At 43.0% G+C, this 13497-nt stretch carries 12 protein-coding genes and 1 pseudogene; 8 read left to right on the forward strand and 5 right to left on the reverse strand.

The window, feature by feature from the left end; translation table 11 throughout:
* Nucleotides 1-9: 9 nt before the first annotated feature.
* Nucleotides 10-1677: an acyl-CoA dehydrogenase family protein gene (locus HLH18_RS06695; protein WP_171529576.1), complete on the forward strand. Its 1668-nt coding sequence runs from the start codon at nt 10-12 to the stop codon at nt 1675-1677.
* Nucleotides 1678-1871: 194 nt separating this feature from the next.
* Entirely contained in the window at nt 1872-2063 is a 192-nt protein-coding gene (locus tag HLH18_RS06700; RefSeq protein WP_171546231.1) for a DUF7230 family protein, read from the forward strand.
* Nucleotides 2064-2067: 4 nt separating this feature from the next.
* Here the strand turns inward: HLH18_RS06700 and ptsP are convergent, their stop codons facing one another.
* The gene (gene ptsP, locus HLH18_RS06705; protein ID WP_171546232.1) at nt 2068-4365 is read right to left on the reverse strand and encodes a phosphoenolpyruvate--protein phosphotransferase; all 2298 of its coding nucleotides are present in this window, start codon (nt 4363-4365) and stop codon (nt 2068-2070) included.
* A gap of 88 nt (nt 4366-4453) precedes the next feature.
* Nucleotides 4454-4930 carry an RNA pyrophosphohydrolase gene (locus HLH18_RS06710; RefSeq protein WP_131287578.1) on the reverse strand — a complete coding sequence of 159 codons (477 nt, stop codon included), beginning with the start codon at nt 4928-4930 and terminating at the stop codon, nt 4454-4456.
* A gap of 182 nt (nt 4931-5112) precedes the next feature.
* Here HLH18_RS06710 and HLH18_RS06715 point away from each other — a divergent pair, with 182 nt between their 5' ends.
* Complete coding sequence (locus tag HLH18_RS06715; protein ID WP_171546233.1) at nt 5113-5763, forward strand: HAD family hydrolase; 651 nt, start codon at nt 5113-5115, stop codon at nt 5761-5763.
* Nucleotides 5764-6038: 275 nt separating this feature from the next.
* A complete protein-coding gene (locus HLH18_RS06720; RefSeq protein WP_171546234.1) occupies nt 6039-6284 on the forward strand; it encodes a DUF2789 domain-containing protein in 246 nt (81 codons plus the stop codon).
* A gap of 52 nt (nt 6285-6336) precedes the next feature.
* On the opposite strand, the pseudogene ovoA reads toward HLH18_RS06720, so the two are convergent.
* From ovoA to HLH18_RS06735, 3 genes and pseudogenes are all read right to left on the reverse strand, one after another.
* Nucleotides 6337-8522: pseudogene (gene ovoA, locus HLH18_RS06725) on the reverse strand (5-histidylcysteine sulfoxide synthase).
* Nucleotides 8523-8668: 146 nt separating this feature from the next.
* Nucleotides 8669-9541, reverse strand: coding sequence for a LysR family transcriptional regulator (locus HLH18_RS06730; protein ID WP_171546235.1), 873 nt, complete (start codon nt 9539-9541; stop codon nt 8669-8671).
* 196 nt (nt 9542-9737) lie between these two features.
* On the reverse strand, nt 9738-9980 hold the full coding sequence (locus HLH18_RS06735; protein ID WP_171546236.1) for a DUF2061 domain-containing protein: 243 nt from the start codon (nt 9978-9980) through the stop codon (nt 9738-9740).
* A gap of 176 nt (nt 9981-10156) precedes the next feature.
* On the opposite strand from HLH18_RS06735, the gene HLH18_RS06740 reads away from it, so the two are divergent.
* From HLH18_RS06740 to HLH18_RS06755, 4 genes are all read left to right on the forward strand, one after another.
* On the forward strand, nt 10157-10348 hold the full coding sequence (locus HLH18_RS06740) for a hypothetical protein (RefSeq protein ID WP_171546237.1): 192 nt from the start codon (nt 10157-10159) through the stop codon (nt 10346-10348).
* Nucleotides 10349-10680: 332 nt separating this feature from the next.
* On the forward strand, nt 10681-12114 hold the full coding sequence (gene leuC, locus HLH18_RS06745) for a 3-isopropylmalate dehydratase large subunit (RefSeq protein ID WP_214647287.1): 1434 nt from the start codon (nt 10681-10683) through the stop codon (nt 12112-12114).
* A 21-nt stretch (nt 12115-12135) separates the two neighbouring features.
* Nucleotides 12136-12786 (forward strand): 3-isopropylmalate dehydratase small subunit, encoded by a 651-nt coding sequence (gene leuD, locus HLH18_RS06750; RefSeq protein WP_171529578.1) that lies wholly within the window; start codon nt 12136-12138, stop codon nt 12784-12786.
* Between the two features lie 144 nt (nt 12787-12930).
* A complete protein-coding gene (locus HLH18_RS06755; protein ID WP_214647298.1) occupies nt 12931-13473 on the forward strand; it encodes a hypothetical protein in 543 nt (180 codons plus the stop codon).
* Nucleotides 13474-13497 lie beyond the last annotated feature (24 nt).

Raw genomic sequence — 13497 nt, forward strand, 5'->3', positions numbered from 1 at the left:
GTATAGACGATGAATACATCGATAAATACATGGATGACCCATCAGATCAGCAACCAGTTTGACGAACTGCAAGATTACAACCTGTTTGAAACTGACACAGTATTGAAAGAAATTTTGAACCGTTGCGGCAGTCAGGATCAGACTACCTTGTCGCAGATGGGTAAGGTGTTGGGGTCAGCTGAATATTATCAATATGCCGATTTAGCCAATAAACACACGCCTATCCTTCATGCCTTCGATGCTCGCGGTCGCCGTAAAGACTACATTGAATTTCATCCTGCATGGCATCAATGGATGGCTTTAAATCGCAAATTTGACAGCCATGCACATCCATTTAACCATGCAGAATCATCTGCCAAATGGGTGGAGTGGGCAGCACGTTTTTACTTAAGCGGGCAGGTGGAATGTGGCAGTTTGTGTCCGACTTCGATGACACTTGGCAGCATTCCCCTGATTCAGCGTGAACCTGAGCTTTGGGCAAAAATAGGCTCAAAACTTCTGTCTACCGAATACGATGAACGTGACCTGCCAATAGCCCAGAAAAAATCAATCTGGTTAGGAATGGGCATGACCGAAAAGCAGGGTGGTTCGGATGTGCGTGCCAATGAAACTTTTGCCGTGCCCGTAGCTGAATCAGGTCGTGGTAAGGTCTATTTGCTGACAGGACATAAATGGTTTTTCTCCGCCCCGATGTGTGATGCACATTTGGTCGTCGCCAAAACTGAACAGGATGGCTTGGCCTGTTTCTTTGTTCCGCGCTGGCTGGAAGATGGCACGAAGAACAATATTCATGTGCAGCGCCTCAAAGAAAAAGTCGGCAACCGAAGTAACTCCAGTTCAGAAGTGGAATTTCAGGAAGCCTGGGGCATCCTGATGGGTGAAGCAGGACGTGGCATTCCGACGATTATTGAAATGGCGAATTATACCCGTCTGACCTGTTCTGTTGGTAGTAGCGCGATGCTGCGTCAGGCTTTGGTGCAATGCATTGCTTATACCCGCCAGCGCAAGGCTTTTGGCAAAAACTTGGCCGAACAGCCTTTGATGCGTGCTGTGTTGGCAGATTTAGCTTTGGAAACCGAAGCGGCAATGCAATTGAGTTTTCATCTGGCGCATTGTTATGAATCTGATGATGCTGTGTCTTTGGCATGGAAACGGATGATGACCCCAGCCTCCAAGTTCTGGATTTGTAAACGAGCTGTTGAACTGACTGGTGAAATGATGGAAGTCTTTGGCGGCAATGGTTATGTCGATAACGGCATCATGGCGCGCATATTTAAAGAAGCCCCAGTGAATTCCATTTGGGAAGGTTCGGGCAATGTGATGTGCCTGGATGTATTACGTGCAATTGCGCGAGAACCAGAGTCTATTGAGGTGTTATTTCAAGATTTATCCTCTACTGCTATGCAAGATGAAACCTTGGAAAATGAATTACAAAGCCTGTTCAAGTTGTTCCATCAATCACCTAGTGACTTGCAGTTTATGGGGCGCAGTTTGGTCAGCCGTCTGGTGATTTTGACACAAGCAGTTTTATTGAAACGTCATGCGCCTGATTTTGTCGCAAACGGATTTATCCAGTCCCGTTATCGTGATTTTCACGGACAAGTGGTGGGTATGCTGCACCCTAAGGATGTAGATGTGGAACGGTTGTTGGAGAGGGCATTGGCTAAAGAATATTAATGAGGCCATGAAAGCTCTCCCTCCCTTTGGGATGAGAAATATATTTCGCAAGAGAGGGAGGGTTTAAAAATTATAAATTTGGGTTTGATGTTTAATTTTTTTTGCACGCTTAAAACCACTTGAAATTTGTACAAATCAGCGCAATATATGCTCCATATCCACTCGATGTGAAAACGTAAAAACAGGTGAGTAAAATGGCGAAACAAAAGAAGCAGCCAGAGGTTGTGATCAACAATTTTGTGGCAAAACACATGCATGAGGTCAACAAAAGTCAGGTGTTTGTAGACCGAAAGAAAAATGCAAAACGTGGCTATGACAAGCACAAAAAAGGGAGATACTCAAATGACTATCTCCCTTTTTATTTCTGCAGTTTTGCTTTGATTTAAGCCTTTAAGCACCGACAATACGTGTTGCAGATTTCACCATATCCGCCAGACCATGGGTCTTAAAGTAATATTCCATCCAGCTTTTCACGATCAATGGGTTATCCATTTTCAATACATGTTCCAGCTGTTGTAGTGCCTCGGTCATCGGAACATGACAAATCGCTTTACGTACCCGCAAAATATTACTCGAACTCATCGACAGGGTATTAAAACCCATCGCCATCAATAACACGGCAGCTAAAGGATCACCGGCCATCTCGCCACAAATGCTGACCGGTTTATCGTACTTATGACATTCTTTAACCAAACGTGTTAAAGCGCGCAATACTGCCGGATGGAAGTGTGAATAGACGTTGGCAACACGCGGATTATTACGGTCAACCGCCAATAAATATTGGGTTAAATCGTTGGAGCCGACCGAGAAGAAATCGACTAACTCGGCAAATTCTTCAATTTGTAAAAGGACGCTGGGTACTTCGACCATAATGCCAATTTTCGGCTTGGTGATTTTAACCTGTTCTTCTTCCTGAACCGCTGTCCAATCGCGTTCAAGTAAATATAAAGCTTCTTCCACTTCGCTGACACTGGTTACCATAGGCAACAAAATGTGCAAGTTGTTTAACCCGATACTGGCCTTGAGCATGGCACGAATCTGCGATGAGAAAATTTCAGGATGATCCAGAGTAAAGCGGATACCACGCCAACCGAGGGCTGAATTTTCTTCTTCAATGGAGAAATAAGGCAGGTCTTTATCGGCACCAATATCTAAAGTTCGCATCACTACCGGTTTATTGGCAAAGTGACTGAGCTGCTGACGGTAAATGGCACGCTGTTCTTCTTCACCCGGGAAACGGTCACGCAGCATGAATGGAATTTCAGAGCGGTATAAACCGACTCCTTTCGCACCACGCTGTACACCGCGAACCACATCAATCATCAAGCCGGTATTGACATACAGTTTGACCGTGACTCCATCCGGGGTAATCGCATCCTTGGTTTCATACTGCTTTAAATCTTTGGCAATCTGTTCTTCTTCTTTTTGAATCTCTTTATAGCGGCTACGCAAACGACGCGGGGGATTGATAAACACCCGACCTTGATGTGCATCGACAATCATCTCGACATCATCAAGCGTATTCACCGGCAGTTCAGTCACACCGACCACGGTTGGAATACCGAGAGCACGTGCCACAATCACCATGTGCGAGTTCATTGCACCTTCAGTGGTGACAATCGCTGCAATTTTATCGACCGGTAATTCGACCAATGCCGCGGTGGAAATTTCCTCACCAATCAGAATGCTTTCATCGGTCAGTTCCCGATGACTGGCATCCGCTTCTTGTAAGAAGGCTAAAATACGGCGCCCGAGATCTTTGAGATCCGAAACACGTTCGCGTAAATAGCCATCTTCCATCTGTGCAAACAGGGCTATATGCCTGTCGATCACAATACGAACCGCGCCTTGTGCCCAGTTGCCATCTCGAATTTCAGCTTTAATTTCGGCAGGCAGTGCATTGTCATCCAGCATGCGTAAGAACACACTAAATAAAGCACGTTCATCAGCCATTAAGGCATCTTGCATTTTGTCATCAAGATATTTAATTTCTTCACGAACAGAATCAATGGCATGATCCAGCAGTTCCAGTTCTTCACTGATATCATCTGCTTCACGGTCCGGTACAGAAGCCAAATCCGCAGGTGGATATAGGATGACCGCACGACCTAAGGCAATCCCGCCAGAACCAGACACGCCTTGGAAGGTTTTATACGCTGGCAGATTGTTGGGTTTGCGGAAAACATCAATATTTCCGACCGCATGTGCATGGGCAATGACCCCAGAAAGCTGTGCACACAAGGTCACGAGAAAAGATTCCGCTGCTTCACTAAAGTCTTGGGATTCTTTATTTTGAACGACCAGTACACCCATTACCTTACGACGGTACATCACCGGAACGCCAAGAAAAGAGTTGTAAATCTCTTCACCTGTTTCAGGTAAATACATGAAGCGTTCATGCTTGGGTGCATTGTCTAAGTTGACGATTTCTTCACGTTGCCCGACCAGACCGACCAGGCCTTCACCGGTATGTAAAGAAACATGTCCGACAGCTTCAGCTTTTAAACCTTTAGAAGCCATCAGCAAGTAACGTTGATTACGTTCGTCAAGCAAATAAATGGAGCAGACATCCACGTGCATGGCTTCCGCAACCTGATTGACCATGATGTCGAGTGACTCATGCAAACTGGTGGACGCATTGATTTCTTGTACAATGCGTCTTAAGGTGTCCAGTTGCATATTCGACATAAAGTCTGCTCCAAAAAAAGTCTAAATACGTTTTAGTTATAACAACATGCTACTAAAAAATCTGCATTTTCATACGATTTTTTTATGCTTATAAGGAAGGTAACTGGTTACACAGTTCCACCATCGCTTTTCGGTATACATCGCGTTTAAAATTCACGACCTGTCCTAATGGATACCAATAACTTACCCATTGCCACTGGTCAAACTCGGGTGGATCAGACAAATCCAGCTGAATATTTTTTACTGGTGCTGTCAGTTTGAGTAAAAACCACTTTTGTTTTTGACCAATGCACACCGGGTCTGAATCCGAGCGTATATACCGTTGCGGCAAACGATAACGCAGCCAGCCTTTGGTCTGCGCTATAACTTGAACATGTTCGGGCAATAAGCCAATTTCTTCTCTCAGCTCTCGATAAAGTGCCTGTTCAGGGGTTTCTCCATACTGGATACCTCCTTGTGGAAATTGCCAAGCATTGTGTCCAATGCGTTTTGCCCATAAAACCTGTCCAACGTCGTTTGCCAAAATGATCCCGACATTCGGTCGGAAACCTTCTGAGTCGATCATTTGGCTACCTAAATCATGTGTAATGTGTAGCTTTTCATTCGGGGATTGTTATTTCTATATCCATCTCGAAAAAAAGCACAGCTTAAATGTTAAAAATTGCTATGATCTTAACGAATTTCTATCGACTAGCGGAGATAGATTTACATTTTTTTTCTTAAATTTCAGTTTTTACGAGTATTTTCATGAAATTGGCTTTATTTGACCTCGACCATACCTTATTAAATACCGATTCGGATTATTCATGGGGTGAGTTTTTAGTAAACGAAGGTTTAGTCGATCCAATCCGACATCGCCAAATGAATGACAAGTTTTATGAAGACTATAAAGCCGGGCAACTTGACCCGATTGCTTATAACGAATTTGTATTTGAATTTTTAACCCAGCATGACAATGATTATTTGGCTGAATTACATGAATTATTTATGAAAAAAGTGATTCGTCCACAAATGCGTCCCGAAGGTTTTGCCGCGATTCAAAAACACCGTGATGCAGGACATGAACTGGTCGGCATCACTGCAACTTCCGATTTTATTACGGCACCGATTTTTCATGAGTTTGGCATTACCGAAATTATTGCCACCAATGCAGAAGTCATTGATGGTAAATATACCGGTAAAGTCATCAATACCGCATGTTACCAAAAAGGTAAACTGATCCGTTTAGAACAATGGCTTTCAGGACGAAATGTTGAAGAATCATGGGCTTATTCAGATTCAATCAATGACCGTTTCTTATTGGAACACGCCGATCATGCGATTGCGGTCAATCCTGATGAGTGTTTAGCTGCACTTGCCAAAGAACAAGATTGGGAAATTCAGGATTGGTCAATCTAGGCACGCTGTTATATAAGTAAGGGGGGAGAAACCGTATGGAATATCGAAGTTCTCCCCAGTTTAAATGTTAAAAATAAAAAATGGGATTGTGTCGAAATCTTTCCATTCCTAAGAAAGTTTCAACTTATATACAGAACCCAATTGAATATTTTATATTGATCCAGAGATTATAAAATAACCCTTACTATCATTATGCCTTTGCCGTATATTAGACATGAAGATGATGATCAATATTGATAAAAATTAAACATTAGATTGAAGAATGGGAGATCAAAATGAGCCAAACACGTCCAAGAATGACCAATCTTTTTGAGCAACTGGGACTAGACTCCAGTGAAGAAGCGATCGCCCTGTTTATTGCCACGCATCAACTCACTGCCCATACCAAAATTACCGAAGCGAGTTATTGGACTCAAGCGCAACGTCAGTTTTTAGCAGAAAAAATTAAGTCTGACGGCTCATGGGCCATTATTGTCGATCAGTTGAATGAATCCCTGCATGAAGATTCAGTGATTCAATAAAGATCAAAGTCAAAAAGCCAATCTGTGGATTGGCTTTTTTTTTGCAAATGGTTTATCTGATCCGTTTCCACAGCGTCACTTGAGACAGGGTATGCTGATATTTACGTGCTGTTTCACGAATCACAAATGCCACATCCTGCGGCTCTGCAAGCATTTCAAAATGCCCTTGTAACACCTCAGTCATACCCTCCAGCGTGCTAAAGTTTTCCCCTGATTGTTTAAACCGCCGACCCATTCAGTGCGTGCAGTATGTTCCTCTAACCAGGTGTAGGGTGAGGCCAGCATTAAAATTCCACCCAGGGTTAATCGGGTGTGAATCTGGGCTAAAAAATCTTTGGGATGATGCAAGCGGTCAATTAAATTCGCCGCCAGAATAAAATTGTAATCGGTAAAATGAGGTTTTAAATTGCAGGCATCCGCCTGAAAAAAATCGACCCGATCCGCATGGGCATCCAAACCAAATTCTTTTAAGTTGCAGGCTTTATATTCGACCAGTTCACCTTCGATGGGCAGGGTATAACCTAGTGTTTCGCCTTGTGCTAACTGTGCCGCTTGCTGAATAAAGCGTGCGGAAAAATCCAGTCCTGTAACTTGGTCAAAATAAGCCGCCAGTTCAAAGCTGGCACGCCCTGTGGCACAGCCCAGATCCAGTGCCTTATGTGTAGCAAGCGCCTTAAAATAAGGTTGGGCAAGTTCAACTAGGCTTTTGGCAAAATGGGGAACATTAAAATATTCCGCGCCGTACTGAAACTCTAAATACTGAGAAATCAACTGGTCAGTTTCATAGTGGGAGTGGAACTGTTTCAATTCTTGTGATGCAGCGACATAGCGGAATCCGGCATGCTGGAAGAAATGCCGGCGGAAGGCATAACGTGAGCTATGCAAAGCCTCATTGCCGGCAGAAATCCAGGAACCACCTTTGATTAAATTATGTTGGCCGTCAAAGGTGGGCGTGCTGAAATCATCATAGATCGGATGCACCTGAAAACCTTCAAAGGGGTAAATCGGGGTTTCAGTCCATTGCCAGACATTGCCCTGAATATCAAAAAAATCACCTTGCTGAAAATGATTGACCGGGCAGGGACTGGTTCCATACTTCAGTTCGATGTTGGCATGTTCAGGACTGGGCAGATCAGCATCTAAACCTGCCGCATCATAGAGCCGATACCACTCGTCTTCTGTGGGCAAGCGAATACTTTGACCGGTTTTCTGTGCTTTCCAGTGACAAAAAGCTTTGGCTTCAAGATAATTGACTTCTACTGGCCAGTCCCAAGGCATGGGAATTTCTTCCAGCATCAGACGCAGTGACCAGCCTGAAGGTATTTTTTGCCAAAAGCACGGATGTGCTGTTTGAGAAAATTTCAGCCAGTCCAGTCCTTCTGCTGTCCAGTAGCGATCAGTTGAATAACCGTTATCTTCCACAAAACTTAAGAACTCCTGATTGGAGACTAAATATTGTGAAGCTTCAAAAGCGGGAATATCCGCCTGATGTTGGCCATATTCATTGTCCCAGCCATAAAAATTACTGTCGAAAGTCTTGTTCAGACTGACCTGTCCTGCAGGGACAGCAATTAAGCTGTTTTCTGGCGCAATACCTGTGATGATCCGGACACGCCACTGCGGATGATTTTGTACATAGTCCAGCTGCTGCTGGCGGATCAGTACCGATGAGGTTTCAAGATGAATCCGTTCATGTTCAATCCCCATGATGATGGACCACCACGGATTGTGCCAGTTCAAAGGTAAAGTGAGAGGTGCATACTCAATCAGGTTCAGAATCAGGGCGCGTACCTGATGACGATAAGCCTGTACTTCTGCTACGCTCGGCCATTCATAATGCTGGTCATTCAAGTCATCCCAGCTCATTTCATCGACCCCCACAGCAAAAATACTTTCAAGCTGCGGGTTCAAGCGTGCGCTAATCAGTTTGCTCAGAAGAAATTTATTAATAAAAAAAGTGGCAGTATGACCAAAATAAAAAATCAGCGGATGACGTAAGGAGATGGGTTTGAGGTAATAGCCTTCCGGATTTTTTAGACAGTCAAACAGCAGTTCATAGCTGTCAAAAGTATTCAGGAAATAATCACGCAAGCTATGCCGTGCAGTGGATTCATCCGCAAAGTTTAGATCGGGGGTTGGCAGTAAAGAAATTTTAGCGTCTTGCCACAAATGGGGAGCAACAGCATGGGATGTAGATGGATTTTTTTTAGAGATTAACGATGATGAATCCCTCAGCATGTGTTCATACTCCGTCGAATTCTTTTTACATTTAAAACATCAGGTTTTATGTGTTTTATTTAAAAGTACTCGAAAGCTGTGTCATTGTGCTGAGGATTTAAGTAACAAGATGCTGCATCCAGACAGATGCAGCCCTAAAGCAAATTTTAGCTGAGGTGAGGGTTTTGCATCATGGCAACCAGTTCTTGTACTGCACGTGACTGGGTGCGTCCAGGATGCCAGACCATGCCCAATTGACGGTTCATCTGCAGGTTAATATCTAGTTGTTTTAAATCATGATTGACCAGCGTCTTGGGCAATACCGACCAGCCCAGTCCAATCGAGACCAGCATCCGAATGGATTCAAGCGGATTGTTGCTCATGGTAATTTTTGGTTTAACACCTTGCTTTTCAAACTCTGCCAGGGTGATTTGCGTGGTATAGGTTTGTGCCGCCGGCAACAGGCTCGGATATTGAATCAGATCTTCCAGTTGCAAATCTTTCTGATTGGCTAGGGGATGAAAAGGCGCTGCCACAAAAACCAGAGGATCATTCCAGATGGTGACATAACTGAGACGAGCATCGCCTTGAGGAGGAAGCGTCAAAAATGCCAGTTCCAGGTCACCGGCAAGCACTTTTTCATGCGCCTGTTCTGAATCGACAAAATGCACATCCAAAGTCACATTCGGAAATTCCTGAACATAATGACGCAAGTGGCTAGGTAAATGATGCAAACCAATATGATGACTGGTGCCAATTTTGAGTTTGCCCTGAACTTGCCCTTGTTCATGACTGAGGGTGTGGTGAATATCGCCCAGTTCATTTAACCAGTTTTTAACTTTGGGAAGTAAGGAATGCGCGGCATGAGTGGCTTGAACGCCACGACCCGCAGATTCAAAAAGTTTCACACCAAAATATTCTTCTAAACTATGAATGCGTTTGGTCACTGCCGGCTGGGTAATAAACAACAGATCGGCAGCCATAGAAATAGAGCCGGTTTCCATGACTTTAACAAACGCTTCAAAGGCGGCAAGATTCATAGTGATAGTCTGGTTATACAATATTGCAATAATTATAAAATATTTTTATATTAAAAGTGAATCTAATCATAAAAATCTATACATAAAAATGTATAAAGATGTGAATTTGAGTCGTATAAATAAACAAATCACCCTATATAAGTAGAGTGATCTGTTGAAAAAGGAGAAAGCTGGAACCCATGCTTTGTTAAGCATCTTAGGTCGAAAAATTCTTCCTTTTTTGAATGTTTGATGATTTTCTTTCCCAAATTTTTTCGTGAAAGAAGAAGGCAATGGCTTGAATCGTTGGTTCAAGCAAGCTGAGGGTTAATGCCATCCAGATATTTCCTGTTACGAAATAGCCCACCAACATGGCAATAGTGATGTGCATGATGTAATAGCTGAAGGTCTTTTTTAAGGTTTTCTGGTTGTAATCAACAAACTTTTGAATATGCGCCATGGGGGGATTCCTCAATCTTTCTCTTGGAGTATGGCTAAATGATAATTAATCTTATTTGATCTGTAAAAACGAATATTTAGTTATTTTTAATCGGTTTTACGAATTTAATGATTAATGAGTTTCAATAGAAAGCGAACTGTATCAGCTACTGATAGCTTACTAAAAGGATGTAAATAATGGAAATTAAACATATTAAATACTTGCTGGATATTTTCGAAGAAGCGGTCGAAAAACGGATGGGTATCTACGAGATCGCAGATGATGAAGGCGACGAAAATAGAGCCGCTGCTGAGTGTAATCAGGCCAAGGCTGAATTAATCAAGGCTATTGAGGAACTGGTAGAGCACAAAGAGCATTCCTCTAAATAGAGACGTATTAGACCTCTACAACTTTGAAAATCACCCAATGTGTATCTAAATTAAAGTTGGGTATGCGGTATAGATTCACTCGTTTTACAGAAAGCTGAGTTTCTCATAGTGCAATGATTAATCTTTGAGTTATTCAATAAAACTGTGTGGAAATAGGGTGTTGGTTTGAACGCTTGGATATGAAATTTTGCAACAATCAAGGGTTTTTAGATTCTAAAAACTAATTCCAAAAAGTTTTCAAACTAATAAAAATGATAAATTAGATTTATGTGAATACGTGGTTATAATCGAAGTTAATGAAAGCATTACCCAGTTCTATGGAGCGCGTCGACATGGCAGGCAATACCGAAAAAGCAAAGACTTTGTATGATAAATTGTGGGATGACCATTTAGTAAAACAACGAGATGATGGTTCAGCCTTACTTTATATCGATCGTCATTTATTACATGAAGTAACGTCGCCACAAGCTTTTGAGGGTTTACAGCTTGCAGGTCGCAAACCTTGGCGTTTAAGTGCCAATGTTGCAACGCCAGACCATAACGTGCCGACATCAAAAGCTGAACGTGATCAAGGGATTGCGGGTATTGAAGATGAAACTTCACGTATCCAGGTACAAACTTTGGATGATAACTGTGAAGCTTTCAATATCGTTGAATTTAAAATCAATGATATTCGTCAGGGTATTGCGCACGTGGTTGGTCCTGAACAAGGTTTGACCTTGCCGGGTATGACCGTGGTGTGTGGTGACTCGCATACGGCGACTCATGGTGCATTTGGTTGCTTGGCACATGGAATTGGCACTTCAGAAGTTGAACATGTATTGGCCACCCAATGCTTGGTTCAAAAGAAAATGAAGAACATGCTGGTACGTGTTGACGGAAAATTGGGTCAAGGCGTGACTTCAAAAGATGTGGTGTTAGCGATTATTGGTAAAATTGGTACTGCCGGCGGTACAGGTCACGCGATTGAATTCGGTGGTCAGGTGTTCCGTGACATGTCGATCGAAGGTCGTATGACTGTGTGCAACATGGCGATTGAAGCCGGTGCGCGCGTGGGTATGGTCGCTGTTGATGAAAAAACCATCGAATATGTAAAAGGTCGTAACTACGCACCAAAAGGTCAAGACTGGGATAAAGCTGTTGAATACTGGAATACTTTACATTCTGATGAAGGCGCACATTTTGACACTGTAGTGGTGTTGCAAGGTGAAGAAATTGAGCCACAAGTGTCTTGGGGCACATCGCCTGAAATGGTAATTCCTGTTTCAGAATCTGTACCGACTTTAGAACAGGCCAAAGACGACGTACAACGCAATGACTGGACCCGTGCTTATCAATATATGGGTTTAAATGCCGGTCAAGCATTGGCAGACATTCAGTTAGACCGCGTATTTATCGGTTCTTGCACCAACTCTCGTATCGAAGATATTCGTGCTGCCGCTGAAGTGATTAAAGGGCGTAAGGTTGCACCTTCAATTAAACAGGCGATGGTGGTTCCGGGTTCCGGTTTGGTTAAACAGCAGGCTGAAGCTGAAGGTTTGGATAAAGTCTTTTTAGAAGCTGGTTTTGAATGGCGTGAACCAGGTTGCTCAATGTGTTTGGCCATGAATGCCGATAAATTGCAGCCGGGTGAACACTGTGCATCTACCTCTAACCGTAACTTCGAAGGTCGTCAAGGCAATGGCGGTCGTACTCACTTGGTGAGTCCAGCCATGGCAGCTGCAGCAGCCATCGCCGGTCACTTTGTTGATGTTCGTTCATTCTAATTGGGCTAAGGGGAGCAAAACATGAAAGCTTATACCGTTGAACAAGGTATCGTTGCACCATTAGACCGTGCCAATGTCGATACAGATTTAATTATTCCAAAACAGTTTTTGAAATCGATCAAGCGTACCGGTTTTGGTGAAAACTTGTTTGATGAATTGCGTTATTTAGATGAAGGCTATCCAGGGCAGGATAATTCGGTTCGTCCGATCAATCCTGACTTTGTATTGAACCAACCGCGTTATCAAGGTGCGACGGTGTTGATTTCACGTGCCAACTTCGGTTGTGGTTCAAGCCGTGAGCATGCGCCATGGGCATTAAATGAATACGGCTTCCGTACCGTGATTGCACCAAGTTATGCAGACATCTTCTTTAATAATAGTTTTAAAAACGGCATGTTGCCGGTAATTTTGCCTGAAGAAATTGTTGACCAGCTTTTCAAAGAATGTGCTGCAACTGAAGGTTATCAACTTACTATCGACTTGGAAGCACAAGAAGTGCGTACGCCAAGTGGTGAAGCATTTAAATTTGAAGTCGATCCATTCCGTAAACACTGCTTGTTAAATGGATTTGATGATATTGGTTTAACTCTTCAAGCAGCGGATGATATTCGTGCTTATGAAGAAAAAACCAAGCAATCTCGTCCTTGGGTATTTCAGGAAATTCGCGGTTAATTGTTTGAATTTTCAGCGCTAGTAGTATCGGCAGCTAACTCTTGCTAATATCGAGTCCATAAAAATATCTTGTTGGCTTTAATTGGTGAGAGGGGGGCTCGAACAGTGGCAAAGGTTTACGGTCAGCTTGCTGTACTTGGTCTTATGGTCGCATCCTTAAGTGCATGCCAAAGCATTGATACAGTACGTGTTAAACATGTGAAGGAAACACAATCGACAGAATTAAATGCGTTGATTTTCTGTGCTGGGACGGAACAATGTGAATTTGAGCGTTTGGATCAAATTCACATTGTCGATGCCCAAAGTCATCGGTTAAGTCGTGAAGCAATTCAACAAGGGGTGGTTCGTTTAAAAGCCAAGTCGTTGAATGAGCCTAATCCTTTATTTTTGTCTGTACCGCCAGGGCAGCATGAATTAGTCATTCGTTTCTATCCGATCTCGAAAGATCGTGCGGAAACACTGCACGTCATTCACAATTTTAATTCGCAAAAACACTATACCTTTAAGATGTATCGTGACCGAAGCCATCATAAAGGTAATTTGTTGAATGCCTCTGCACCTGATCCATTGTGTGTGGAACTTCAACAACAACAAACGATTCGGCGTTTTTGCAAACCCTATAATGTCCTGAATGGCTTAGGCGAGTTTGTAGAACAAAAAAATTTAAAATCCACATCAGTCAAATGACTGACTCTGAAAAATGGAAAATCT

It is taken from the genome of Acinetobacter sp. ANC 5414 (genome assembly GCF_013004295.1).
Taxonomy (GTDB): domain Bacteria; phylum Pseudomonadota; class Gammaproteobacteria; order Pseudomonadales; family Moraxellaceae; genus Acinetobacter.

Excerpts from the sequence above, each read along its gene's own strand:
- HLH18_RS06695 (WP_171529576.1), top strand. The coding sequence starts at position 10 with ATGAATACATCGATAAATACATGGATGACCCATCAGATCAGCAACCAG.
- HLH18_RS06700 (WP_171546231.1), top strand. The coding sequence starts at position 1,872 with ATGGCGAAACAAAAGAAGCAGCCAGAGGTTGTGATCAACAATTTTGTG.
- ptsP (WP_171546232.1), bottom strand. The coding sequence starts at position 4,365 with ATGTCGAATATGCAACTGGACACCTTAAGACGCATTGTACAAGAAATC.
- HLH18_RS06710 (WP_131287578.1), bottom strand. The coding sequence starts at position 4,930 with ATGATCGACTCAGAAGGTTTCCGACCGAATGTCGGGATCATTTTGGCA.
- HLH18_RS06715 (WP_171546233.1), top strand. The coding sequence starts at position 5,113 with ATGAAATTGGCTTTATTTGACCTCGACCATACCTTATTAAATACCGAT.
- HLH18_RS06720 (WP_171546234.1), top strand. The coding sequence starts at position 6,039 with ATGAGCCAAACACGTCCAAGAATGACCAATCTTTTTGAGCAACTGGGA.
- HLH18_RS06730 (WP_171546235.1), bottom strand. The coding sequence starts at position 9,541 with ATGAATCTTGCCGCCTTTGAAGCGTTTGTTAAAGTCATGGAAACCGGC.
- HLH18_RS06735 (WP_171546236.1), bottom strand. The coding sequence starts at position 9,980 with ATGGCGCATATTCAAAAGTTTGTTGATTACAACCAGAAAACCTTAAAA.
- HLH18_RS06740 (WP_171546237.1), top strand. The coding sequence starts at position 10,157 with ATGGAAATTAAACATATTAAATACTTGCTGGATATTTTCGAAGAAGCG.
- leuC (WP_214647287.1), top strand. The coding sequence starts at position 10,681 with ATGGCAGGCAATACCGAAAAAGCAAAGACTTTGTATGATAAATTGTGG.
- leuD (WP_171529578.1), top strand. The coding sequence starts at position 12,136 with ATGAAAGCTTATACCGTTGAACAAGGTATCGTTGCACCATTAGACCGT.
- HLH18_RS06755 (WP_214647298.1), top strand. The coding sequence starts at position 12,931 with ATGGTCGCATCCTTAAGTGCATGCCAAAGCATTGATACAGTACGTGTT.